This window comes from Candidatus Lokiarchaeum ossiferum, from assembly GCA_025839675.1.
Taxonomy (GTDB): Archaea; Asgardarchaeota; Lokiarchaeia; order Sigyniarchaeales; family Promethearchaeaceae; genus Lokiarchaeum; species Lokiarchaeum ossiferum.
This window is the reverse complement of sequence record CP104013.1, coordinates 493505-518018: the sequence shown is the minus strand read 5'-3', so window position 1 is coordinate 518018 and position 24514 is coordinate 493505. Positions and strand designations below refer to the sequence as shown.

Genomic DNA, 24514 nt, shown 5'->3' with positions numbered 1-24514 from the left:
TGATTTCATGACTTCAATTCGTGAATTAAAAACTTCTTGAATTTACAGGAAGATAATTGGATTGGTTGATTTTGTGGCTTTATATTTCTTGATTCAATGAAAGAAGCGCATTTTTCAGTTCATTAATTGTAAAGGGTTTAACCAACAGATTCTTGAAACCAAAAGCGCTATAGTTCGCCATTATAGGATCGTTGGAGTATCCACTCGAAACGATCGCATTAACAGAGGGAGAGATCTCTCTAAGTTTTTCCATAGTTTCTTTTCCACCCATACCTCCAGCAATAGTGAGATCCAAAATGACAGCGGAAATATTCTCTGATTGTTTTTGAAAGGTCATAAAAACTTCTAACAGTTCTTCTCCGGTGGTAGTCTTTACTGGTTGATATCCAAGGAGAATGAGCATTTTTTCTAAGACTTCCAAAATTGTAGGGTCATCATCCATTACTAAAACTTTTCCACCTTTTGGCGTTGAAAGGTATCGCACATTGGAATCGGTTTTCTTAATATTCTCAACTGCAGGCAAATAAATAGAAACCGTAGTCCCTTTTCCCACTTCTGATTCAACTATAAGTGCCCCTCCGTGATTTTTTATTATGGAGTAGGAAACTGCCAATCCTAACCCATTTCCGGTTTCTTTTGTCGAAAAATAAGGGTCAAAAATTCGTGATAAGTTTTCATTAGGAATCCCAATCCCATCATCTTTGATACTTATATGCAAGAATTTTTGATTCTTTGCTAAAAATGGTTTTTGGTGTGGTGCGGATATAATATTTTTAACATCTAAAACGATAGTTCCCCCATTGGGCATGGCTTGATCTGCATTAATTAGAATATTATTCAAAACTTGGGATATTTGACCTTTATCTATGTCTACAGACCATAGATTATCCTGAAATGTGATCTTTTTTGCACATTTTGTTCCTCGAAGTGTGAAATTGGTGGTGTCTAAAATTAATTCCTGAATAGTTGTTATTTCTTTGATCGGAGCTCCGCCTTTAGAGAAGGTTAATAATTGTTTTGTTAAATCTCTGGCACGAATACATGCTTTTTCAGCTTCTTCAAGGATTTCTTGCAAATCAGAATTATCTCCACCACTCGTTTGTGCAATCGTCAAATTTCCTAAAATTGTAGTAAGAAAGTTGTTAAAATCGTGGGCAATTCCCCCCGCCAATACTCCAATAGATTCAATTTTCTGATTTTTATAGAAAATTTCTTCCATTTTCTGTTTCTCGGTGATATCATGAAAAACTATAACAATACCTTGGATTTGATTTTGTTTATCTAAGATCAACTTTCCACTTTCTGATATGGAATAAGAATTACCAGTTTTGGAGATAAGAGATGTTTTTCGAATATATTCTTCAAATCCCCCATTTTTAATGGCTCTTTTGATTGGATTTTCTCGAGGTTCTAAAGATACGGTGTCTATGATTTTAAAAACAGTCATAATATCTTTTCCAATCGCCTCTTCTTGAGTCCAACCAGTTAAATTCTCCGCAACTTTATTAATTAATACAATCTTTCCATTTGTATCTGTTGTAATAACTCCATCTCCAATAACTCGTAGAGTCACTGCTAGTTGTTCTCGGCTTTTGATTAGATTATTTTCCGCGAGTTTCCTTACAGTGATGTCACGGATTATGCATTGAATCATTTGTTTTTGGCCAACTTCAAACTTTATGGCTTGGATCTCCACATAGATTACAGATTTATTTTTTTTTGTTAGTTGAGTTTCAAATTGAACATGGTCTACATCCAATATTTGGAAAAATTGTTGTGTTGATACTTGCTGCTTTGTAGCGTGGAAAAATTCATGAAAAGGTTTCATATATAAGTTTTCTCGAGAAAATCCGAGCAATTTTATTGCTTTTTGGTTGCACTCAGTAATTTTTCCCTCAATGTTAGTTATTAAAATCGCATCCATAGAATCATGGAAAAAAGCACTAAACTTCTCTTCATTTTCTGCCAACATTACTTCCGCTTGAACACTTTCGGTGATATCCTTCAGAATTTCAATTGCTCCAATCACTTCTCCCTTTTGATTGTGCAGAAGTTTGGCTTTTATCTCGAAATGGGAACCGTTGTTAAATTTTGGGAGATAATTCTCTCCTATTAACGAAGTTCCATGGTGATCCACCAAAGAAAAATACTGTTTAATATCCTTCTCTGATTTTGAAACCAGATCTATTAACATTGGCCTTCGTTTCCCATAAAAAGGAAGGGCATATTCATAATCTCCTTTTCCGAGAATGTTCTCTTCCAAAATACCTGTTATTTTTTCCATGGGTTCATTCCACCCGGCTACAATGCCTTCATTATTAATAATAAAGGCAGGATCTGGCAGAAATTTCAAGAACTCAAGGATCTCAGTCGATATTATAGGAATCATTTAAATTTTTATCCTTTTTATAAAAATCCCAATGTCAGAATTGATTGTTTTTTAGTTAGCTCATCCACCAAGAAATTGGAGATTTCATTTGCGTTGTCAATGTGCATTTTTTGTAATCTCTTTTGTAAGCTCTCTTCAAAAATTTTTTTAAGATGGAAAAAGGTCAATTGCTGGGGAGGGGTTGGGTAAATATCTCTTAGGGCAAGCCGAATTAAACCCTTGCAAACAATGGGGTTTTTCTCCGTTTCCATTGCGAGGATATTCCCAAAGTAATTGATCAAGTCCATTTATTTACGCTCCATGAATTGATGTTCTATCTCTTCTTCAGATAATTCTTCATCACTTTGACTTTTTAGTGGGGATTTTCGATTTAAATAATTTTTAAATTTTTTTGGCATAACCCAAATTAAGATCATCCCAATCAAGAAAATTGCATTGAAAACCAACACAATTACAAATGAGATCACCGAAATTGGGCTTTCTTGTCCTACAATAAAATGAGATTGGTCGATAAGTATTAAAAATTGGGGAAATCCAGCGAAAGCGTAGATTTTGCATATAATTCCCATATATTTTAGTCTAATCTTTATCCAATGTTCAAGAGGATCAATTTTAATTGCATTATAGGCATCCATCGAAGATTTGCCTGTCCAATAAAAACAAATAAACATCAACAGAGATTCAAACAAGAGAGAAAAGAACAGGATTACGAAACTATTTTTGTATTCGAGATTGGCAAAAACTACTTTTCCCACAAAAAGAAATAAGATAATTGCGTAGATTTTGTGATAATTTATCTTGGTGTTTCTGTGAAATGTCATTTGAGTAAACGGAACCATTAAAATAAAGGCAAACATTAGCGGGATGACAACCTGAACCCAAGTGAGTTTTAACCCAAAAACGAGAATTGAAGAACTGAAACTCAGAAATACTGCTAATCCTAAAACTACTACATTCCCCATTTTATTTCTAATTCCATTATAAATTAAGAATGTCGCTGTAATTATCTGTAAAATTAAGAAAATGATCGATACTATGAGAAATATTGACTCGGGTGAACTCATTCGGAAACTATCTAATTTCAATGGTATCAAATGTTCCTATAAATCTTTGTTTTTTTAAACAATTCTTTCGTTGCGAGACAATGATATCTAAATTATGAGGCTCAAATCCTTCCTCTTGAGATGGTTCGATCTTTGGATGAGAACAATTTGCAACTTTTCACAAGAATTTTAATTTTTAGCTTATTTTCGAAGGAGAAAGTGGTGAAATCAAGAAATCTTAACTGATCCTTCTCGGAGAACATCCAATTTCACTATAACCTCTTGGATACTTAATACAAATTTAAAATTCTCGAAGGGAATGTGTCAATATAACCAAATACTTTGGGAAAGCCAAAAATAAATCTTATTTTAAGTTTACCATCCTGAAGTAAGAAAAGAAAATACACTTCCCGACCATAATTCTACCCAAAATTGAACCATTATAGACGGTACTCCTGTTATGGGGGTTCTAAGTTATTTTCTCATGAACATTTATATAAGAAAATTCTCTATACTCATATGAGTATATGGCATCAAAAAATATCTCCATTACTGAAGAAATTTATGTAAAGTTGAAACGCTTAATGCGTCCTAATGAAAGTTTTTCAGGGGTCTTGGAGCGTATCTTAGAGAAACGCAAAAATGTCTTCGAATTTATGGGAATTTGGGAAGATTGGGACGCATTTGACTCTTTTGAAGAGGGTATCAAGAAAGCCCGGAAGCATGATAAAAAGAAATCTAATCTGATTATCGAATCTTGGACGGATTGAGTAAACAAATGATCTTAGCCGATACAACTTTTGTGATTGACCTCCTGAGGAGTCGTCATAATGTTACAACACTCCAGAAGAAGATGAAGGATGAGACAATTGGACTTTCGCTATTATCAATTAGCGAATTATATACGGGGCTCTATTATACTAAAAATAAACTAGGGGATGAAGTGTTTACCAAGAAAGAAGGGATTCTTCAAAAGGTTTTATCCCACTTTGAAATTTTTGAATTAAATGAAGCTATTATGGTGCTAGCGGGAAAAAAACGGGCCGCACAAATCGTGGCAGGAAATCCTATCGACCTGGTCGATTTAATCATTGGAGCTTCGGCAAAATATTTTTGTGCAGATGCCATTCTCACACGCAATATTTCGCATTTTAACTGTTGGAATATCAACATTCTTGATTATTAATTTCTAAAAAGTTCAGAGGTTGATTCGTGACTGATTAGGGCAGTAAATTCTTTTAACAAATGGTCAGAGCTTACGGACAAGATCCGATGATGGCGATAAATAAACTAGATATAGAAGCACTTCATTCCTTAAGGGATGTTGTCTCTCTCTTTAATAAAGTTGGTTTTCTTCAGATTACCATTAAAGATAAGAATTTCGCCAACATTGGTTTGACTTCGGCTTCAAAGGAGTCATGTGTAGTGATTTATTTAAAAAAAGGTGAAACGCCGGACCATTTTTATTCAGAATTGGGAAAAAATACCCTTTATTTGTTCATAACTTCCTATAATTTTGAAAGCTTTGAATTTGTGAAAAAAAAAACACCTAAATTGGGCCCCCCAAAATATCACAAGTTGAAATTCACGAAGGCAAATCTCTCCGATAATTTAGTGAAAAAAATGAATGCTCTGTCCTATGATCATCCAGAGACCTTTGAAGGGTTATTTGCTAATCAGGATGGAATTCAAAGAATATATCAGCAATTCATTGAAAAATGTAATGTCCTAGCAACATCCTTTTCAAGCATCCCCACGGAACTGGATCGGAAGCGCTATGCTCTTCGCTTGATGAATCAAATGATCTATCTATATTTTATAGAGAAAAAAGGACTATTCAATGAAGATTTATTTTTCCTTGAAAATAAACTTAAGGCAATGTCCCAAAAGGGTGACAATTTTTATGTAAATTTCTTAAACGACATGTTTGGGACGAGTAAATCACACAAGGAGAAACAATTCCCGAACCTGCAAATTTCTAATGATATGATTGTATATCTTTTAACCTTTTTTGGAAAATATCGCTGGAATACCAAGGAATCAGTTGAGGTTGGGGCCGATTTGACTCTATCTCCTGCGATCCTTGGCTCGATTTTTGAAAAAACGCTCAATTCGCTTTCAAAAACTGGAAGGGGGCAAAAGGAAACCGGCGCTTTTTATACTCCCGAAGCCATTACGATGTTTTTGGCTGAGAACACGCTCTATCCGCAAATTACCGATGCCTATAATCAGGGAACCCACCAAAACATTCCGTCGATAATTCCCGTGCTTGAGAAAAAATCGGAGGTCGAGAGCTGTAAGGTGATTCTGTCGATTTTGGATCCGTTTACCCTTCTGGATAATGCTTGCGGATCCGGGGCCTTTCTCCTGGCGTGTTTGGAAGTTTTGCGAACCATTTGGTCCCATGCATTATTTCCTTTGCTGAAGACCGACGAAATTTCCTCCATTTTGGCTCCAATCGTATCTTCCGATCCAAATTGGGAAAGCGGGTTAGATTTTAGCCTTGAAGATTTCGAAGCTTTCAACACCAATTCGCAGTGGCAATATCTGATTAAGCGCAAAATAATTATGGGCTCCTTATACGGAGTGGATATTGAGCAAGACGCGATTGAAATTGTGAAGCTTCGGTTCGCTTTGTCCTTGGTTGCAGAGATGAAGGTGGCACCAAAGTTCCAGGATCTTTTGCCTTCCATGGTCCATCATCTTCGGCAGGGAAATTCGATCACCGACACCTTACTCGATCTCTTACCCGGAGCACAAAAAAATGCCGGCTTTGATGTGGTGATCGGAAATCCGCCCTATGGAAACATTCTTTCCCTCGCTGAAAAAAAAATCTGTAAGACACGAAACTATGCCCAAGGGAGGGAAGCGTCGGCCATTTTTATTCAACGGAGTTTAGAAATGGTGAAACTGGGGGGACGCATTTGTTATGTGGTGCCAAAAAGCATCGGATTTTACAACGCGTGGGCCAAGGTCAGACAATTACTTCTAGCCTCGAAGATCGAACTCCTATTGGATTTGGGCCAGGGCTTTGCCGATGTGATTGGGGAACAAATCGCCTTCATTTCCCAAAAGACTCCCGAAATCACAGATAATGTGAACATTTACGCGGCGTATCCCTTAAAGAAGCGCACCAATTTCAAACAGATTAAATTTCTCGGGACTGGCAACCAAGCCTTAATGCGAGAGGGGAATTTCGTGTTGTTCCGTCCCTTTAGCGATCGGGAAAAACAGTTGCTTCGGGTGATCTCAGAAAATTCCTCTCCGTTCACCACAATGTATCAAGGAAAAGCCTTTCGGGGCTGGTATATTCCTGATAAGATCAAAGCCGCCTTTCAACCGGGAAACACACTCTGGTTAAATAAAGTGCCCGATGTGAAAAAATATGCTCTTTCGAAGGTGCAATTCATTGATCTGGCGTCTACCCTTGAGAAGTTCAAGTCAATCGATGAAACTCGGGATAAAACTAGTCAGCAGAACAAAAAAATTTCCTTGAAAAGGAAGATCGACAAAATAACACAGCCTCGCTTAATTTTCAAAGTGTTACGGGGGAATCGACTCGTCTGTTTTCTCGATTCATCGGGAGACCTTCTCACGACCGAAAAATTGATCAATATTATCCCCAAAAAGGAATATGAAGATCATCTGTTTGCATGGATGGCACTCCTTAATTCTCCCCTACCTTCGTTCTTTCTCCAAAAGATGGTGTTTAGTGAAACCACCGAAACCTCACGGGTGCTCGATGATCCCTATATTTCACTTCTTCCAATGCCGGCTCAAATTCATCATAGCGGGGTATTAACCCATTTTTGTCAGTATCTGATTATTTTAAGTTCTACTGCCCTCTATCGGGAAAAATATCATGAAGAGCGAAAATATCTGCAGCAACGGCTGATCTATCCGTTGGTCTATTGGGAATATACCAAATCACAGTTTCCGACTGTTTCGTTTTCCTTTGAAAGTGTCCCGAAAATTAATTTTCGTGAGTGGTGGAAAATGTACTTGAATTTTGTTGCCTCGGATAAAAAGGATCAACAACTCTTATCTTTTACAACACAATCGGGATCCGTGGTGTCTCGTATTCTGGCCTTTCTTTCCAAATGTAAAACGGACCTTACATTAACCCAAAATATCACTGCTTTTCTTGATCATCCGATATTTAATCCCTTGCGGTCCATGTATCCCATCACTGAAGACAAGTGGTTCTAAGCTTCTCTTGGGAGTCTAGTGCATGTAGATACATATTCAATACCAAAATCCCTTCTTTTCTTCTTCTAATTTTGACAAAATTTCTAAAAATGTGCCAAAATTGGAAATGCTAACTAGTGAAGCTTTATAGTCCCAATTAATCAACTAGATCTTGAATCAAAATGAAGATGCAAAAAGTTAGAATCACAAATTTTCGATCTATCAAGGACGATACCTTTTATTTATATCCTTATATGGTTTTTGTGGGTAAAAACAATGCGGGCAAATCGAATTTAATGAAGGCTTTGGATGTATTTTTTGGGCGAAAGCCAGAAACCGAAGATTTTCGCCTGGAAGGGAAATCTCGCCAAACAACGACCACTATTTCGGTGACATTTATTGACCTATCGCCTGAAGAATTGAAGCTCTACAAAGCGCAAACTCAATACCCCAACACACCTAAAGAACAATTGACTCTCAAACAAACCCTCGTCTATGGGGCAAAGATTGAAGTCCAGTATGAATATGCTCAAGATCTGATCCAGCTCACCACGCCGGCTGCGAAATCACGTTATGGGTTTTTGCTAAATCCGGAGTTGACCTCGAAATCGAAAATTGACTCCGATCCGAATGTTCCTGAGGAATATCGCACCTTTTTAGCGACCTTTTTAGAAAAACGAACGGCAACCGGTCAATCGAAACGCTTATCTAACGACTTGCTGAAGGTGATTAATCAAGCTTATATTGCCTCGAATCCCACCCTTCGAACCCTCCCGACGAAAAAAATATTTTCACCCCTGAAGATCTCCAAGACTAATCCCCAGAAGAATCTCGGCACCTACTTTTTCATCCCCGCGGTGCAAGATATTGATGATGAAACCACCTACAAAGCGAAGGGGAAAACCAATATTAATTTGCTCATGAATTATATTCTCGATCAAATGCGGGATCGGGAGAAAGAGCAAGAGCAAAATGAACGGATTCAAAAAATAATGCGGGACATTTATCAACTCGAAGATAGCCGATCTGAATTAAATCAACTGGCGAAGGATATGAATGAAACTTTGCAGCAATTTGACGGATCGAAGATTCGCTTCGACACCGAACTCCCTTCTATTAATAAACTCGTCCGTGATTCCCTTACAATTTACATGGATGATGGAGTCGAAACCTATGTGGCGGATAAAGGTCATGGCTTGCAACGGTACTTCATGGTCTCTCTCTTTAAAATTTGGGGCGATATTTTGTTAAAACAACAAGAAACTGTCGAATCCGACATCCAAACGAAAGATGGAAAGCCTGTTCCAATTAAAGCGGAGTGCAATTCAGTTTTCTTTGCCATTGAAGAACCCGAGTTGTTTCTACATCCCCAATATCAGCTCATGATGCGTGATTATTTGATGAAGATTGCCGTCATCGACCATCACCAAATTTTACTCAATACCCATTCCCCCAATTTTATCGATTTCAACGATTATAAATCGGTAGTAAAAGTTCAAAAAAAGAAAATTGGGTCCCAATTACAAACCCAAACATTGCAACCTGTGTTTGAAAAGGAAGGAAAACTCATCTTGAAGGATATTATTCATACACACGGGAAAGAACGTGCTAAATTTCATCAAATAAATCAGATCAATCTGTGTTATTATATGAATCCCCACCGATCGCAACTTTTTTTTGCTGATACCGTTGTTCTCGTGGAGGGGGAGACTGAAAAAATCATGATATCCAAATGGGCCGATTATTTCTTTCCAGATGAGGTCGTGAAACGAACTACGACGACTTATGTGGACTGCAATGGGAAGTTCAACATGCAATTATATCAAGAAATGTTAAACGGGTTTCAGATCCCCTATGTGGTCATTATTGATGACGATGCCAGCTCCACGGATCCCACGATGAGGGATCAGAATTATTTTATCAAACAAATGGCTGATGCCGGAAAAGGGCATTACATTGAGCTTCAAGGGGATTTTGAAAATGAATTCAATGTGACGGGTCATGCTCTGGATCGTCATAATAATAAAAAGCACAAACCCTACCAAGCATTCATAAAGTACTTTGAAATGGATCAGACGCCGAAAGTGGTCGCCTTGGAAGCCTTACGGGCGCATCCGAAATTAAATCAGATCTTCCTGTCGATTTATCAAAAAAGACTCCAGTAGAGACACTTTTCCTTATTGTTGTTGGGTGCGATGGGAATTTGCAGTCTTCCTCTTTTTTTCTCACATCATTTTTCCCTTACCCTCTCGCTATGAAAATTCTCTTCCTTGTTAAATGAGAACTTTTGAAACTTTTGGCCTGAAAGATTGCGGGAAAGCATTTTTTTTTAGGTGCAGACTCCTTGTTTTTTTCTATGTATTATGAACAGCTCCAATTTATTTTGGTGATCCCCAAAGTTATAGAGTCCCTTCTGTGGATATTCAACATTATTCTCGGGTTTCAGAAATTTAAAGGTTATGCGTGGAAAGATCGTCCGTTAGTTGAACGTCTCTATCTCATGGGCATGATCGGGTGGTTTGTTTATATTACCTTAGATATTTTTATTTTCCTTGTGGCCCCTGCGAGTATGGAATTTGCCTTAGTTGGTGAATACGGAGGCTACTCAACAATCTATTTTTCATTATTTCTTTCTAATTTTTTACGTGATGTGGCGTTTTCCGGTGCTTTGATTATGCTTTGGGCTTTTCTCTATGCTTCTCTCATGATTTGGTTGGGAGAAACGACTGCAACGGAACTTTTCCATAAAAAATGGGTTGGGTTGCTTATCGGAATAATTTCCCTACTGATCATCGTCTTCGATCAGATTACAGTGAAAATCACTTCCGATGGACCACATGTAAACGCCGACTCTAGTTGGTTGGGGGGAAGTGTGCTCTTTCTCTTTATTCTTATTTTTGTAATAAGCGTCTCTATTCTTATTTACAGCCTCCGGCATGAAACTAATGCTTGGACTTCAAATCATTTAAAGCCTCATATCCGTTATCTTATTCTGGGGCTAGCATTAATGGGATTGGGTAATTTATATTGGGCTATTTTTGGTGGTTTGCGGTCTCTGATCCCCTCTGCATTCAGTGATTTTCAAGTATCCGCATTGTTTACGGCTCTCGGGCATGTTTTTTGGATCATTTCTCCCATTTTTCTGAATTTAGGTATTCGTCAACCCCTCGAAGTGTCTCCTAAGGTGGATGAAGACTATAGTAAAATTGGGAAACGTAACTTTCAGCGATTGATCAACGAAGAGATCGTAGGCACCTATTTAATCAAAGAAGGTAAAATCATTAGTACGAATCGCTTGATGGAACATCTTTTGGGTTTTCGGAAAAGCGAACTAATCGAATGGACGGAAGAGCGACTCAAGGCTCAGATCCATCCTGACGATCTTCCCAAAGTAATCTCTCATTTTTCCTTAGAAAATCACCTCGTGGGTTCGGAGAATTTCTATCAGTTTCGGTTCTTGACCAAGGCTAAAGAGGTGATATGGGTGGAACAAATCACCTATCCGATCGTGAATTATGATATTCCCGTGTTTCAACATATTTTTATTGATATCACCAAGCAAAAGACCATGGAAGCCGAAAAAAAAGTCTTGCAGGGGATGTTGCCGATTTGCGCCCAATGCAAAAAAATTCGGGATGATCAGGGATATTATATTCAGCTAGAACATTATATCAAGGAGCACAGTGAGGCGAATTTTACCCATGGTATTTGCCCCGATTGTATGGAAGAAATGCTGAAGGAAATAGAATGATCATTTTCGAATAAGTTAATTATGTGGATATCGGGTTGTTGATTTTTTTCATTATTTTTATCTTATTTTTTGCTACAATTTTTTTTCTGATTGAAGATTCTTCACTTTTTTTTCTTATCCTTCATATTTCATTCTTTTATGGGTAAATTATGGCTCTCCTGTAAATTTTCAAGAAAAAAGGTGCAGTTTTTTCTTCCGATACTTTCTGGGGGTCGTTTTTCCAATTTTCCAAACTTTTGCTAACATCTCAGTGTTCATATCTTTGGTCTGGTTTTATAAGATTGGAGATAAAATGGTACACCTTCACCAAACAAAAGACATTCAAAAACAATACAAAAAAATAACTGCACGAATGATTGACCTGATCACAAAATCCAACTTACTTCCATGGAAGCAATCTTGGTTAGATATGGATCAGCCGCTCAATTGGGCTACCCTACGCCCCTATCGAAGTATAAATGCGATGATGTTAACGTTTACCCGCCGTGTGAAAAATTATAGTACTCCATTTTGGGTGGGTTATAAACAGCTCCAAAAATTGAGGGGACGGGTCGAAAAAGGGGAAAAAGGCACGCCGATCTTGATTCCACAAGTATATGGACCCATTCCAAAAAAATTCCAGCATGAGGAAACTACGGGGATTTATAACTTTATTGTCCGTCATGTATTTAACCTAGATCAATGTGCCATTCCCGAGCGGTATCATCCCAAATTACTTGTGAAAGAAAATTTCAATCCCATTGAAAAAGCCGAAGCGATTATTGCTGGATATAAGGATTCGCCGCAAATTCATCTTTCTCTCTTTGGCGCCTTATATAATCCCGGTAGCGATATTATACGGATTCAGGCCAAAGATGGTTTTCGCCCCGTCGAAGAATATTATGGAACGTTATTCCATGAAATGGTTCATTCCACAGCCCATCCTACACGGTTGAAGCGGTCGATGAAAAGTTTTGTGCATCGAGAAAGTTATTCGCGGGAAGAATTGATTGCAGAATTTGGGGCGTGCTTTCTCGCGGGAGAAGCCCATATTCTACCCGTAGTCCAAAAAAATAGTGCTTCGTATTTGCAAAATTGGGTGAAGTATCTTCGCAACCATGAGGATGAATTACTTAAAGCGGCGATACAAGGGGCCCGAGCTTCCAATTATATTCTGGGCAAAGGTCGTCGCGGGCGCAAGAAGTCTCATGAAATAGGCGATCTTACAATATCTTCCGGTTCCCTTTCAAAAATTGGAGTGATGTGAAGAAAAAATGTCAAAATTACCTTGTCGGCGCTGTCATGGAACAGGTCGTTGTTGGATGTGTCGGGGATCCGGCAAACGCAATTACCGCGGATATGGGAAGTCCTCCGATCAACCTTGCTCTTATTGTCAGGGGACGGGTGTGTGTCGACTCTGTCGTGGAAAAGGCTAAAAAAAGTAAAAAAATAGATTTCAAGATTGTAAATAACCATTTTCATCATCATCCATATCTGGGACATAAAGTTTAATTCGATGTTCTGTGGTGACAACTGAAATATAATTAAATGGGGCAAGAATGTTGGATTCAACGTTGCCATTAACATTTTAACAAATAGTAATATCTATTTCTTTTCCATTCTTGATGAATTTGTGAACTATCCAATTATTGAAATTTTCGATTCCGTGCAAGGAGAAGGAAGTTGGTTGGGCATTCCGGCAACATTTATTCGATTTGCGGGATGTAATTTGCAGTGTGCATGGTGTGATACCAAACAATCGTGGGGAAAGGGAACTCCAATGGCTGTTGCAGAGATTGCAAAACAAATTCATTATTCGACCGTAATTTTAACCGGCGGAGAACCCACCCTTTATGATTTGGAAGCTTTTATTACGGGTCTCAGAGAAATTCTTCCACAAACCACCACAATTACTTTTGCTATTGAAACAAATGGGACCAATCCCGTACCCTCGGTCATCGATTGGGTGGTATGTTCCCCAAAACCCGATGTGGATTACATCATTCGGTGTGATCCTGATGAATTGAAGTATGTGGTTGATGCAATTTTCTCTGTGGATGTGATCCCTGCCCGTTTTCGAGGAAGCATTCCCATTTGGCTGCAACCCAATGCGATGGATCTTCCTGTTTCTCAGAAAAAATGTTATTCCTTGGTGATGGAACATCCCGATCTTCGTTTAGGTCTCCAATTGCATAAAATCTATAATATTCAATGAGAATGAAATAAGCTTTTCATGGAAGAATCCTTTATTTTTTTTATCTCGGAAATCTATCACAGGTTTTTAAAATGTCACAGGAAAAATCTACGTTTATTCCAAATCGAGTTGTCTTGATTGCTTCAGGGGGTTTGGATTCTACAACTTTGCTATATCGGTTATTGGCTGAAAAAAAAGATATTTTTGCGCTCACATTCAACTATGGGCAGAAACATATCAAAGAGGTTGAATGTGCTCGAGTAAATTGTGAAATGCATCACATACCTCATAAAATTCTCTCCTTAGAATCTATCACCAAAGCAGGTCTTTTTGGGAAAAGCTCCCTCACATCCGATTTATCCATTCCCGAAGGAGATTATGACGACACCAATATGATGAGTACTGTCGTGCCCAATCGCAATATGATTATGATTAGTTTAGCCTTGGCCTATGCGATTTCTATCCGGGCTGAAGCAATTTATTACGGGGCCCATGCTGGAGATCATGCAATTTACCCCGATTGTCGTCCAGTTTTTGTGGAAGCCATGCAACAGGCCGCGAAAGTGTGCCATTATTGGCCTATAAAGATCCATGCACCCTATTTACATGTGCCCAAAGGTGATATAGTGAAAGAAGGGCTTGTGTTGCATGTGGATTATGCCAAAACATGGACTTGTTATAAGGGGGGGGAACAAGCATGTGGAAAATGTGGCAGCTGTGATGAACGTTTGAAAGCCTTTGAAGTGAACAATGTTTCAGACCCATTAGATTATGAATAAGATCTTTTTTATTTCTGTATTTTCTTCAATTTTTCCTCATATCTTTGATTTTAAAAATGAAGCGGAGGACATTAAAGCAATCCTGCTCACCATTAATTATCATGGGATATACTGTAAGAGTTTCTGATCCTCGGTGTAAATTTTCCGCAGCTCACTTTCTTTATCAGCACGATAAATGTTCACGGTTGCATGGTCATAATTATAGTGTGAATGTTGAAGTCAGCGGTGATTTGAACGAGCATTTCTTTGTAGTGGATTTTTATATCTTGAAACAAAAATTGATTGAAATCACAACTCAACTAGATCATGCTGTCTTAATTCCCGCTCATAGTGCAGAAATCCATGTGGAAGAGCAAAGAACTGAATCCGGTTCCCAAGTGCAGATTAAATTTAATGAAAAGACCTATATATTTCCAAAAGTAGATGTGCGACTACTCCCTATTCCTGCTACTACTGCAGAAGTTTTAGCAAAATATATCTATGATCAACTCTGTACCGTATTTGCCTCCTATACCCTTCAAGTCGAGGTGGCTGAATCGGAAGGATCCATTGCTCGCTATTCTCCATAATGGTGTTGATTTTTATATCCTTCTCTTAAGATCTGTTCTCTTTCATTCATCTTCTTTGAGTTTTATATATGGAATATGCAATTTTAAATATTTCAAAGATATTAATAGAATCCGAATATTGTTAAAAAATAAAAAAATCATACAGAATGTTAAACGAACGAAAGTAGAGAAAAAAAAGTGATATTATAGTTTTTTTGCCACTCGGCGCCAATAATCAGCAATCATGGAGCCCATAATCGTAATCATAGGATCTAATTCGCTAATGATTGCGGTAATAGGATCGACTTTTTCATCCACAGCAGCAAAACAGATTTCTTCGGAGTCACGATCAACCGCAATGAAGTCCTTTCCTTCATAATCCATGATTGTAACGCCTTTTTCCTTTAACTTATCCACACGACCATCGGTCATCCCCGCTCCAACACTTGTGATGATTGTAAACCTGACACGTTTTGTTAAGATAAGTTCTAGAGGTAGATCATCTAAGCTAGGAACTACAATTGTCATTTTTCCTTTCGCTTGTTCGATCATACTTTGAATATAGGGAATCACTGCTTCCTTTCCGACCAAATACCATGTTTTTTCTGCTTTTTGGGCATCAATGGCTGTCATTTGGTCCCAAACTTTGTTCAAGATTTGAATTGGTTGATCTCCTAAATCTTTCACAGAATCCATGGTGGTTAGGGCAGTTTCAAAAACATTTCCCAGTTCAATTTCCAACACTTTCTTTCCTGTTGCGATGCTATCTCTTACCGATGCTTTAATTTGTTCAATCGCTTCATTAATAGATGTTTCAATATCCTTAAAGATCCCTGTGGTTTCTCCTTTAGTGAGTTCTAAAGTTCCGGTGACATTTTTTGTAATATTTGTTATATTAGTCATGAAACTCGCTGCTTTTTCTTCAATCTCACTAGCAAGTTGATCTACGTCTGTAGATGTCAAGGTTGCGATATTTGATTTTAAGAGCGCAAATGATTCTGCGATTGATTTTTGATATCCTTGATATTGATCCTTTACTAAGTCGGTTCCTTCTTGCTTGAAGGCATCAAAAGATGATATTTGATTAGTAAAATGTTCGTTGACTTGGGCCGTGAGATCTTCAATTGATTTGGTAAGTATTTCTACAAATCCTGTGGAGATTGCTTTGGTCTTATCACTCAATGTTGTAAATTGGGTTGCATTTCTCTCCTTTATTGTAGATATTTTCTCGAGCAGAGTTCCTTCAATTTGACCAAGTTTTGAGTTTGATTCTTCAATTTTTTTGCTGGTATGGTCTGAAATCTGAGTTATGGTGGCTTCTGCTTGAGTAGATATATCAAGGGTGGAAGTATCAACTGTATTCTGCAGTAATTTCTGTTGGTTTTCAAGAATTTCTATTACTTTTGATTGGGAGCCGTCTATGCTTGTTTTAAATTTGGAAGCATACATAGAGGTGGATGTCTTTAGATTTTCGGTGAGTTGTGTTGAAAATTGATCAAATTCCGTTTTGAAATGAGTATCGGCATTCGATAATATTTCTTTATACTCTTCTGTGGTTGTTTTGATATCTTGATTTAGGGCTTTTGAAATTTCCTCAATATCCATTTTTATCGTATTTTGGGCCCCTTCTGTGATCTTACCTAGTTCTACATTGTTAGTTGTTATTTGTTGGTTTAGATCTTGTTCCATTTTTTTAGTGAAGTCCTTTCGTTGAGAATTTTGGGCTGTAATTTGGCTAATATATTCATTTTTCAGCTTAGAAACTGAGGTTGTGAATTCTTGGATAAGTTTCTCGGAAAAATCTGTGAATGCCGTTTCATTCGTCTGGGATAATTCTTCAATTTGAGTGGTATGGCCACCAAATTTGATTTGGATGTCTTGCAGAAATGTTTCTGTGGTTTTTCCATAGTTCTCCTGTAACGTTGATAAGGAACTGGTAAGTTTATCTTGCATTCTTTGAAATTGGGACCCCAAATCAGTGGTTTTTTGAGTGAATTTTTCTTCCATGGAGGTTTTTAAGTCACCAATTTTTTTTGTTAATTCATCTTTGGCAACATTATACAAACTGGCCGTTTTTTCTGCAATATCTTCTTTAAAACTCGTTAAAAGTTGATCAATATCTTGGATGCTTGTTGCATAAGTAGAAGAGGCACCTTGAATTGAATTGGATGTTTGGCTACTAAATCCATCGTTGAATGACCCAATGACAGATGATAAGCTTGTTTTCAAAGACTCGATTAATAAGGTAGTATCTTTCACTGAAGCATCCATCAAAGTTTTGAGAACTATGTTGGTTTGCTGGATTGTAGATTTTAAATCATTCTCATGGGTACCAAATAATTCCGTATCTGCATTCTTAACATCATTTATTGCACTTTCCATGGATTGGACCATATTGTTCGTATCGGTTTTAAATTGTAACAGCAATTCATGGTTTTTTTGTTCATAGCTGGTTTTCAATGTTCCGAGAGCCTGTTGCTTATCTTGAGTGAGTGCATTAAATTTTTGTTCGATTGTGGCGGGAAATTTTTCAAGAGTGACTTCAAGCGCTTTTTCATGATCTTCAAAGGTTTTACTTTTCTCATTTTGAAAATGGGTTGTTTTTTCTTTGATTCTTGAGATGAAATTTTCCGTATTCTTTGTGTTTTCAGTAGTTATTTCCGATTCTACTTTTTGAATAGTTTCTTGTATAGTTTTTGCCGATTTTTCCGTCTTCTCGGCTATTTCCAGATATTTTGCTTGGAGTTTTCCAGTTTGATCGGCTAAACTGGTTTTCATATCCTCAGTTGCTTTTGAAGTGATTTTATCATAATTTATCGTTTTAGTTTGTTCAATTGCTTTGATTTTTTGAATGGTCTCCCCAATTTTGTCCGAATAGCTACCTAAATATGATGTGAATCCTTTCAGAGGGGGTAAGGGAATATATCGGGGGATAATTCCAGAAGCCTCTTTAATCAATTGTTTTTCTTTTAATTCTGAAATTGCCTTTTCTGCTTTGGATATATCCATATCCAAATAGGATGCGATAGAACTTGCAGTAATACATCCTCGCATGATAACCATGCCATAGACTTTTTGTGTGTCTTCACTGATGTCAAGTTGAGCGGAAAATTCTTCCATTGTAATCAATCCTTGGGTGTGTATTTTCAAATAAATTATAGTAAGTGTTTTGTTTGATAAAAATAAGAAATTTTGTGTTGATGAAAGGATGTATTGAAAGTATATCCGGTTTTTTCCTTTCATGGATTTTTGTTTCAACATTATGGAAATGTCAAATGAAAATCTATCATTTTTGAATCATGGTGGTCTTGCTTCAAAACATCTGAATTTCTATTATTATACTTATTGAAAAAGAAAATTATGCTTTTGGCACAATTTTTTACATGACTTTTATTATTGAAGTTTTTTCTTTTTGTTCAATAATAAACGCAGTAATTCACATTTTGCCTCTATTTTCAAAAATAATCTGAGAAGCCAAAATTCTTTTAGAATTTTAACCAAAGATTTACATCTTTTTAATTTCCTATTTTAACTATAATGGAAATAGCAATTTTTGGTGCTGGATGTTTTTGGGGTGTTGAAGCATCATTTCATCGCTTGCAAGGAGTTATTGATACTCGAGTGGGGTATTGTGGAGGAAAACTCGAAAATCCCTCCTATAAAGAGGTATGTCGTGGGAATACCGGTCATGCGGAAGTTGTCAAAGTGATCTTTGATCCTGAGCTTATATCTTATCACACATTATTAGAGCATTTTTGGGAAATTCACGATCCTACAACCCGAAATCGTCAAGGTCCCGATGTTGGTAGTCAATATCGATCAGTAATATTCTTCCAAAACGAACAGCAACAAAAAATTGCATTGCAATCTCGACTGGAACAGAATCAGTCGGGAAGATATTCTTCTCCTATTGTAACTGAGATTACTTCAACCCAACCATTCTATGATGCAGAAGAATATCATCAGAGATATTTGGAAAAGAATGGAAGAATTTCATGTCATCTATGAGAAGCAAAAAAAAATTGACTTTTTTTAAATTAGTCTCAGTAGAAATTCGGAGGAAGCAATTCTTTGGGATCTGTTTGGATATCCAAGACATGAAATCCTTTTGTATTAATAATTTTGGGCAATAACGTGTCAAGTTCTTCAAGACTGGTTATTTCAGTTCCAGTAGCACCAAATGATTCTGCTATTTGAACGAATGGTGACTTTGGTCTATCAGTATGATAATATCTTTGTTTGTACATCATAGCTTGCCCAAATTTAATAAATCCTAATGTTTGGTTATTGAGAATCACGATAGTACAATCCAGTTTTAATCGTTGAATCGTTTCCAAATCGCTAAGACCTCCATTCATAAATCCTCCATCTCCAGTCAATAATACTACTTTAGGTCGATTTTTGGATGCAAAAGTCTCATCAATTGCGATTTTGGTTCCAATTAAGGCCCCTAAACCAAATCCTGTGGGTCCAACTCCTCGGGGGGTAACAATGCGGCGACCAATCATTTTCACAGGAAAATAAGGGCCGATCCATCGAGAACTGGCGCTTGCATCCGTCACTAAATAATCTTCGGCCCCCATCGCCTTAGAAAGAGCAAAAAGGACTCTTTGGGGTTTTAAAGGGATATTGGTCATCCATGATCGTTCATCTTTTTGGTTAAATTTAACATGCTTTGCTCGAAGTTTAGTTAAGCTTTCAAATCTCGTATCTAATAGTTCCTTAGCATTCTGTCGCTTTGTAAAACCCAATAATTTTATTCGTTCAATTATTAAATCCAATGCAATTTTACTATCACCGATGACACCCATAGCAGGAAAATTTAATCCAATTTCACCCGGTTCTAAATCTATCTGGATAATTTTTACCTTGGGTGGAGGAATTTTAAAGTTGGCGGTATCATCCTCAGTCATTCGATTTCCAACTAAAATTAATAAATCTGTGGATTTTCGTATGAATGTATGATTTGGTTTTTCTCCAAAAAGTCCAATTGTTCCAAAATAGTTGCTGGATTCATTACTTATCATAATACCTTTACCTGAAATTGTTGAAAATACAGGAGCGCAAAGCAATTGGCTAAGTTGTTTAACTTCTTCAAACGCTCCGGAACTAATGGCTTGACTTCCAACAAAGAGTGCAGGTTGCTCCGCTTCACGAATCAAATCGACTGCATCATTAATTTCAGAAATTGATGGAGCAATCCCACATTTTTCTTCACAAGAACGATGATGATATTTTGGAATAAACTCATTAATGCTTAATTCTTTAGATTGTAATATATCTTCGGGGATGATTAATGCTGTTGGCCCTTCTTTTCCATTCATGGCTTTTCGGATAGAATATTTTAAAAATCGGGGAACGTGTTCGGATCGATAAATTTCTTGGGTTGATTTTGTTAAAGGTTTTAACACACCTGCTATATCAATATCGTGAGGAACATTACGAAGTTTATCTTCTGATTTAACTACTCCAATTAAAGCAAGCATTGGACTTCCAAATCCTTTCGCTTCTGCTAATGCTATTGGAAAATTCATTGCACCTGCTGCCCCGGCATCGCACACTCCAATAGAATGTGTCACGCGAGCGTATGCATCTGCAGCAAAAGCAGCAGTTCGTTCATCATTGCACAAAATATGATCGATCCCTTCTGTTTTTAACATCCCATCGTAAAGAGCAAGTGTGTGTCCATCCGGAATCCCAAAAACCTTCGAAACACCGAGTTCTTTCAGATATCGGATAATCCCTTCTCCTGTTGAAATTTCGGATTTTAATAGTTCATCCTCTTTCATAACTTTGATATTGTGTTTCTAACTTAAATAATTGACATTATTGAAATGAACTCAAAAAATATGCCACAATATTTAATTTCAATAGAATTCAATGTAATTCCATTAGAATGAAAAATGTCTAAATTAAGCCAAGAATAAATATAAAGGAGGCATAAATATTACTACATTACTTAACACCTCGGCAAAAAAAGAATTAACAAAACTAATTCTTCTATCACTAACAAAAGCTAAAATTCATAAGATCATTAAAGAATTCAACCAAAAATCGAAAAAAAAACAAGATTTTGATAAAATTACCAACTATTCTGCTTTAACGAAGAAAAATCTTGCAAATCATGTTGTAAAAATGATGAATGAACAGTATTATCCTATAATTATTGAGAATATGTCTCCTATTTTGAGTAAAGAAATTTGTCAAAATGCTGTTAGTTTTCTTGCAAATGAGCATAAACTTGACAAATTAATTCAACTTAAGCGAATGCCGGGAAAAAAAGGAATTTTTGCTAAATTCAATCGAAAAGGTACAATTTTAACTGCTAGTATGACGAAAAAGAAGCAAGAGATCACTTATGAATGTGATTGTTCTATTGGAAAATCTCAGGGTTTTTGTTTTCATGTGGGGGCTTGCTTTATTAGTTTGTTCCGGAGAAATCTTGTAAATCTTAAAGAATTTCCGTTTATAATTTCTAAAACTCATTTCGATGCATGCATGGCTGCATTACAAAAGGTTGAAGCACAAAAGCTATATTCGAGTGAACCCGATATTCTAATTTCCAATAATTACAAGATTTATGATGAATCGGATTTTATTCGAATAGAGTGGGGTGGTGAATTTGCGGGAAAGAAAAAAGTGTCTAATTTTAGCCCATATTCCACATCTCAAGAATGGATTGCATCCAAAGTTGTTGATATTCTTCTCAAACCAATTAAGAAAAAACAAAAAGTAGGCCAACCGTATAAAATTTTAGTAGATCGTATAAATGTGATTAATAAAATTTCCGAAAGTCCCAAATTACTATTAAAAATTATAAAAAAATGTGCAGGTTTACCTGATTTACCTCAAAATGAAGAAGATATTTTCTTGTGGCTAAAATCTGATTTAGGAAATATGGCGAAATTGAAATCAGAACTTAAAAAGGACGTCGATATTCCTCCATTTGAAGCATATAATGGATTTGAACCATATATTTTCGTGTCATACGCTCATGCAGATAAACTAGAAGTTTACCCTATAATTGAACGCCTCCATCGCGAAGGTTTCAAAGTGTGGTTTGATCATGGTATTCCTTCGGGATTAGATTGGGCCGATTATATTGCAACCAGATTGATGAATTGTGCTATTTTTTTATCTTTCATATCTGATAATGCAATTCAGTCTACAAACACTATTGATGAGATTGAATTTGCTCTAAACGAAAATCGTCCCTATTTTGGAATTTATCTGCATGAAACAAATTTAAGTCCAGGAATGAAAATGCGCCTTAGGAGAATTCAAGGTATTCAAAAATATCAACTCGATGAATCCGAATTTTATAATAAATTGCTTGGAAGTCTAAAAAAATTGATATAAAACGTATTAATCGTTTATTTTTTAAATCCTTTCAATAGCTTGAATTTATATTCTTGTTTCCAAGCCCACATAATCTTCCAGTAAGGAACATCAGCAAAAGTACCATGATCTTTGATATATTCCACAAATGGTTTTCCTGAATCATCTTGTTTTGCAAATAACCCTGGTTTAATGCCATCAAATTTAACAATTGGGAAGTTTTTTCGTTCACATAACTCTTTATCGAAGGCAACATTCGCTTCGACCCATTTTCCATTAAGAAAAAGTTCGGGATAGGCATGATAAACAAATAAATTGCTTCCTACTTTTTCAATGTAGGATTGGGGGGTGAGGTGGTTCTTCATATCTACAAAATGAAGACGGGTGGGAATTCCAGCAATACGAGTTAAACTGGCCATAAGCGTTGCTTTTTGGATACAATATCCATAACCACGGGCAAGGGTTGAGGATGCTCGAGTGTTTTTTCTACTATAATAACTTGGTGAAAACTTAACCACATATTTGATTTCATCGCGTACAAAATAGAAGAGTTTCACTGCAATTTGAACGAAATCATGAGGATCAAGACCTTGAAGTAATTCTTGTGCTTTTTGATGTACAAGATCATGGTTGGAATTAATAAAATAAGTTGGTTTTAAGAATTTCTTGTGGATAGAATCTGTTGTAAATGCTTTCGTTACCATCGAAGAACAATATACGGGAAATTTTAAAAAGCTAATCTCGCATTATAATAGAAAAATTGTGAAAAATCCTTTTATTTTGTCAGTAGGATGCCATCTTCTTCTACATTTGAAAAGAATCAAGAAAAAATAGGTTGTTAAAATAAATTATATTTAAAATTTCTTTTTTGTTTGCCTTATCAATATTAATATTATTGGAACTGATGAAAATATAAGGTACTTTAACGGAATACCCGTGATGGATAATCTTTTACTATCATTTTCATTCCCATTTGTAGAATTTGATATAGTATCAGAAATTGTAGTGTTTGTTGAAGATGATGTGGTAGAGTCTTCCATATTTGAACTGACAGTAAAATCGGGATAATTCCACATCAGAAAAGTGCCACATTTTTGTTTATAGTCCTCAATTCCTCCTTCATCGAAAATGGAATAAGCCTTGAAAATAAGAGATGTGGCAGTTGAAATCATAGTAATTTCCAATAAATTTATTTGAATTGATGTTGAATCCAATGATTTGATATGAATTCCTGGTTCTCCATTGTTCCAAATAGGTGTTTGACTTCGGGGGTCATTGAGCGTATATACTATCATCTGTTCCGTTGAACTTAGTATGCATATCATTGAGGCAATTATTTCCGAATTTGCTTCAATGGTGATGTATGTGGTAAAATTCTTGTTTGAGTTTTCAGGGTTATCTAATTGATCTTGGATATTTTCCGAATAGACAATTATTGCTGAATACTGAAATCTGGTTATAGAAGCAATACTGATCCTTGTACCTTCTGCCCGAGAAAGTTGAGTTGATGAAAAAATTCCAACTAAGAAACACAGATACAGTGTCAGAAAATATTTTCGTTTTATCATTTGGCGTGGTTCCTTATAGGTTTGCTAAAAAAAATGAAATAATTGCGATTTCAAAATATTAAGTTCTGTCTCCTGGTGAATCAGAATATTCAATATTACCGTCTGCCCAATTCCATGTAATTGTGTCATACTCGAAAGCCAATTGTTCGGTTGTTTCTCCTCCTTCTACGGAATGGGATTCTTTCTCGATTAGCCTTGCATCGTTTAAAGTAATCCGGTAATATTCATACATCACTCCTGTTGCGCTTTCCCGATAAAAACTTAATTCCACCAGATCTAAATTTTCACGATTTAAGAGCGCTTGCATTAGCAGAGGGGAAGATTTGTCTAGAACTATTACAGTTCTTAAAGGGGAGTGTACATTTCCACCGCTTGGTGGAGCTGTTACTTGATGGTGGTATCCCAATACTTGAATTGATCCTTCATGTCCTGCAGTTGTTACACTTCCATCTATATCTCCTTGTACAGCACTGGAAACCCTTAAATACATTTGAATAGTCCCAGATCCGGGTAAATTTTGAGATTCTGGGAGATTAACATTGGTGGATTGGACAAATGTTGCAGAAAATATCATTGGAAGTAATAAAAAGAAGCAAAGGACTTGCGTCATTTTTGTGAATTTTTTCATATTATGTCACTCAATCTGGATTTTTGTTATAAATAAAAGTTTCGGTGTAGATTGAAATCATTATCACAATGATGGTTATTCAACCAATAATTATCAATTTCAAATTTTG

Annotated in this window: 20 protein-coding genes; 12 read left to right on the top strand and 8 right to left on the bottom strand. The window is 36.5% G+C overall.

The features are described from left to right. Positions 1-79: 79 nt before the first annotated feature. From NEF87_RS02310 to NEF87_RS02300, 3 genes are read right to left on the bottom strand one after another with little or no spacing between them, the layout of a single operon-like run. Positions 80-2389: a PAS domain-containing hybrid sensor histidine kinase/response regulator gene (locus NEF87_RS02310; RefSeq protein ID WP_457918455.1), complete on the bottom strand. Its 2310-nt coding sequence runs from the start codon at positions 2387-2389 to the stop codon at positions 80-82. Positions 2390-2406: 17 nt separating this feature from the next. Continuing rightward, on the bottom strand, positions 2407-2676 hold the full coding sequence (locus NEF87_RS02305; protein WP_371804772.1) for a hypothetical protein: 270 nt from the start codon (positions 2674-2676) through the stop codon (positions 2407-2409). After that, entirely contained in the window at positions 2677-3453 is a 777-nt protein-coding gene (locus NEF87_RS02300; protein WP_457918454.1) for a hypothetical protein, read from the bottom strand. Positions 3454-3959: 506 nt separating this feature from the next. Between NEF87_RS02300 and NEF87_RS02295 the strand changes: the two genes are divergently transcribed. The 10 genes from NEF87_RS02295 to NEF87_RS02250 all read left to right on the top strand — a co-directional run bounded on the left by NEF87_RS02295 (position 3960) and on the right by NEF87_RS02250 (position 14892). After that, complete coding sequence (locus tag NEF87_RS02295; RefSeq protein ID WP_457918453.1) at positions 3960-4202, top strand: antitoxin VapB family protein; 243 nt, start codon at positions 3960-3962, stop codon at positions 4200-4202. An 8-nt stretch (positions 4203-4210) separates the two neighbouring features. Further along, positions 4211-4618 carry a PIN domain-containing protein gene (locus tag NEF87_RS02290; protein ID WP_457918452.1) on the top strand — a complete coding sequence of 136 codons (408 nt, stop codon included), beginning with the start codon at positions 4211-4213 and terminating at the stop codon, positions 4616-4618. A 59-nt stretch (positions 4619-4677) separates the two neighbouring features. After that, positions 4678-7641: an Eco57I restriction-modification methylase domain-containing protein gene (locus tag NEF87_RS02285; protein ID WP_457918451.1), complete on the top strand. Its 2964-nt coding sequence runs from the start codon at positions 4678-4680 to the stop codon at positions 7639-7641. 161 nt (positions 7642-7802) lie between these two features. Further along, on the top strand, positions 7803-9785 hold the full coding sequence (locus NEF87_RS02280) for an ATP-dependent nuclease (RefSeq protein ID WP_457918450.1): 1983 nt from the start codon (positions 7803-7805) through the stop codon (positions 9783-9785). A 191-nt stretch (positions 9786-9976) separates the two neighbouring features. Further along, positions 9977-11371, top strand: a complete 1395-nt coding sequence (locus NEF87_RS02275; protein ID WP_457918449.1) for a PAS domain-containing protein — start codon at positions 9977-9979, stop codon at positions 11369-11371. Positions 11372-11663: 292 nt separating this feature from the next. After that, positions 11664-12617, top strand: a complete 954-nt coding sequence (locus tag NEF87_RS02270; RefSeq protein WP_457918448.1) for an ArdC family protein — start codon at positions 11664-11666, stop codon at positions 12615-12617. 7 nt (positions 12618-12624) lie between these two features. Continuing rightward, positions 12625-12786 carry a hypothetical protein gene (locus tag NEF87_RS02265; protein ID WP_457918447.1) on the top strand — a complete coding sequence of 54 codons (162 nt, stop codon included), beginning with the start codon at positions 12625-12627 and terminating at the stop codon, positions 12784-12786. Positions 12787-12983: 197 nt separating this feature from the next. After that, positions 12984-13565 carry a 7-carboxy-7-deazaguanine synthase QueE gene (locus NEF87_RS02260; RefSeq protein ID WP_457918446.1) on the top strand — a complete coding sequence of 194 codons (582 nt, stop codon included), beginning with the start codon at positions 12984-12986 and terminating at the stop codon, positions 13563-13565. Positions 13566-13660: 95 nt separating this feature from the next. Beyond that, positions 13661-14323, top strand: a complete 663-nt coding sequence (gene queC / locus NEF87_RS02255) for a 7-cyano-7-deazaguanine synthase QueC (RefSeq protein ID WP_457920114.1) — start codon at positions 13661-13663, stop codon at positions 14321-14323. Between the two features lie 101 nt (positions 14324-14424). After that, on the top strand, positions 14425-14892 hold the full coding sequence (locus NEF87_RS02250) for a 6-pyruvoyl trahydropterin synthase family protein (RefSeq protein ID WP_457918445.1): 468 nt from the start codon (positions 14425-14427) through the stop codon (positions 14890-14892). A 183-nt stretch (positions 14893-15075) separates the two neighbouring features. Here NEF87_RS02250 and NEF87_RS02245 read toward each other — a convergent pair whose 3' ends face one another. Next, complete coding sequence (locus tag NEF87_RS02245) at positions 15076-17991, bottom strand: hypothetical protein (RefSeq protein WP_457918444.1); 2916 nt, start codon at positions 17989-17991, stop codon at positions 15076-15078. A 417-nt stretch (positions 17992-18408) separates the two neighbouring features. Between NEF87_RS02245 and msrA the strand changes: the two genes are divergently transcribed. Next, positions 18409-18879 carry a peptide-methionine (S)-S-oxide reductase MsrA gene (msrA, locus tag NEF87_RS02240; RefSeq protein ID WP_457918443.1) on the top strand — a complete coding sequence of 157 codons (471 nt, stop codon included), beginning with the start codon at positions 18409-18411 and terminating at the stop codon, positions 18877-18879. A 35-nt stretch (positions 18880-18914) separates the two neighbouring features. Here the strand turns inward: msrA and NEF87_RS02235 are convergent, their stop codons facing one another. Next, on the bottom strand, positions 18915-20660 hold the full coding sequence (locus NEF87_RS02235) for a thiamine pyrophosphate-binding protein (RefSeq protein WP_457918442.1): 1746 nt from the start codon (positions 20658-20660) through the stop codon (positions 18915-18917). 346 nt (positions 20661-21006) lie between these two features. Here NEF87_RS02235 and NEF87_RS02230 point away from each other — a divergent pair, with 346 nt between their 5' ends. Continuing rightward, positions 21007-22230: a toll/interleukin-1 receptor domain-containing protein gene (locus NEF87_RS02230; RefSeq protein ID WP_457918441.1), complete on the top strand. Its 1224-nt coding sequence runs from the start codon at positions 21007-21009 to the stop codon at positions 22228-22230. Between the two features lie 14 nt (positions 22231-22244). Here NEF87_RS02230 and NEF87_RS02225 read toward each other — a convergent pair whose 3' ends face one another. From NEF87_RS02225 to tssD, 3 genes are all read right to left on the bottom strand, one after another. Next, entirely contained in the window at positions 22245-22913 is a 669-nt protein-coding gene (locus NEF87_RS02225) for a transglutaminase-like domain-containing protein (RefSeq protein ID WP_457918440.1), read from the bottom strand. Between the two features lie 150 nt (positions 22914-23063). Next, positions 23064-23777 carry a hypothetical protein gene (locus NEF87_RS02220; RefSeq protein ID WP_457918439.1) on the bottom strand — a complete coding sequence of 238 codons (714 nt, stop codon included), beginning with the start codon at positions 23775-23777 and terminating at the stop codon, positions 23064-23066. Positions 23778-23835: 58 nt separating this feature from the next. Further along, on the bottom strand, positions 23836-24405 hold the full coding sequence (gene tssD / locus NEF87_RS02215; RefSeq protein ID WP_457918438.1) for a type VI secretion system tube protein TssD: 570 nt from the start codon (positions 24403-24405) through the stop codon (positions 23836-23838). Positions 24406-24514 lie beyond the last annotated feature (109 nt).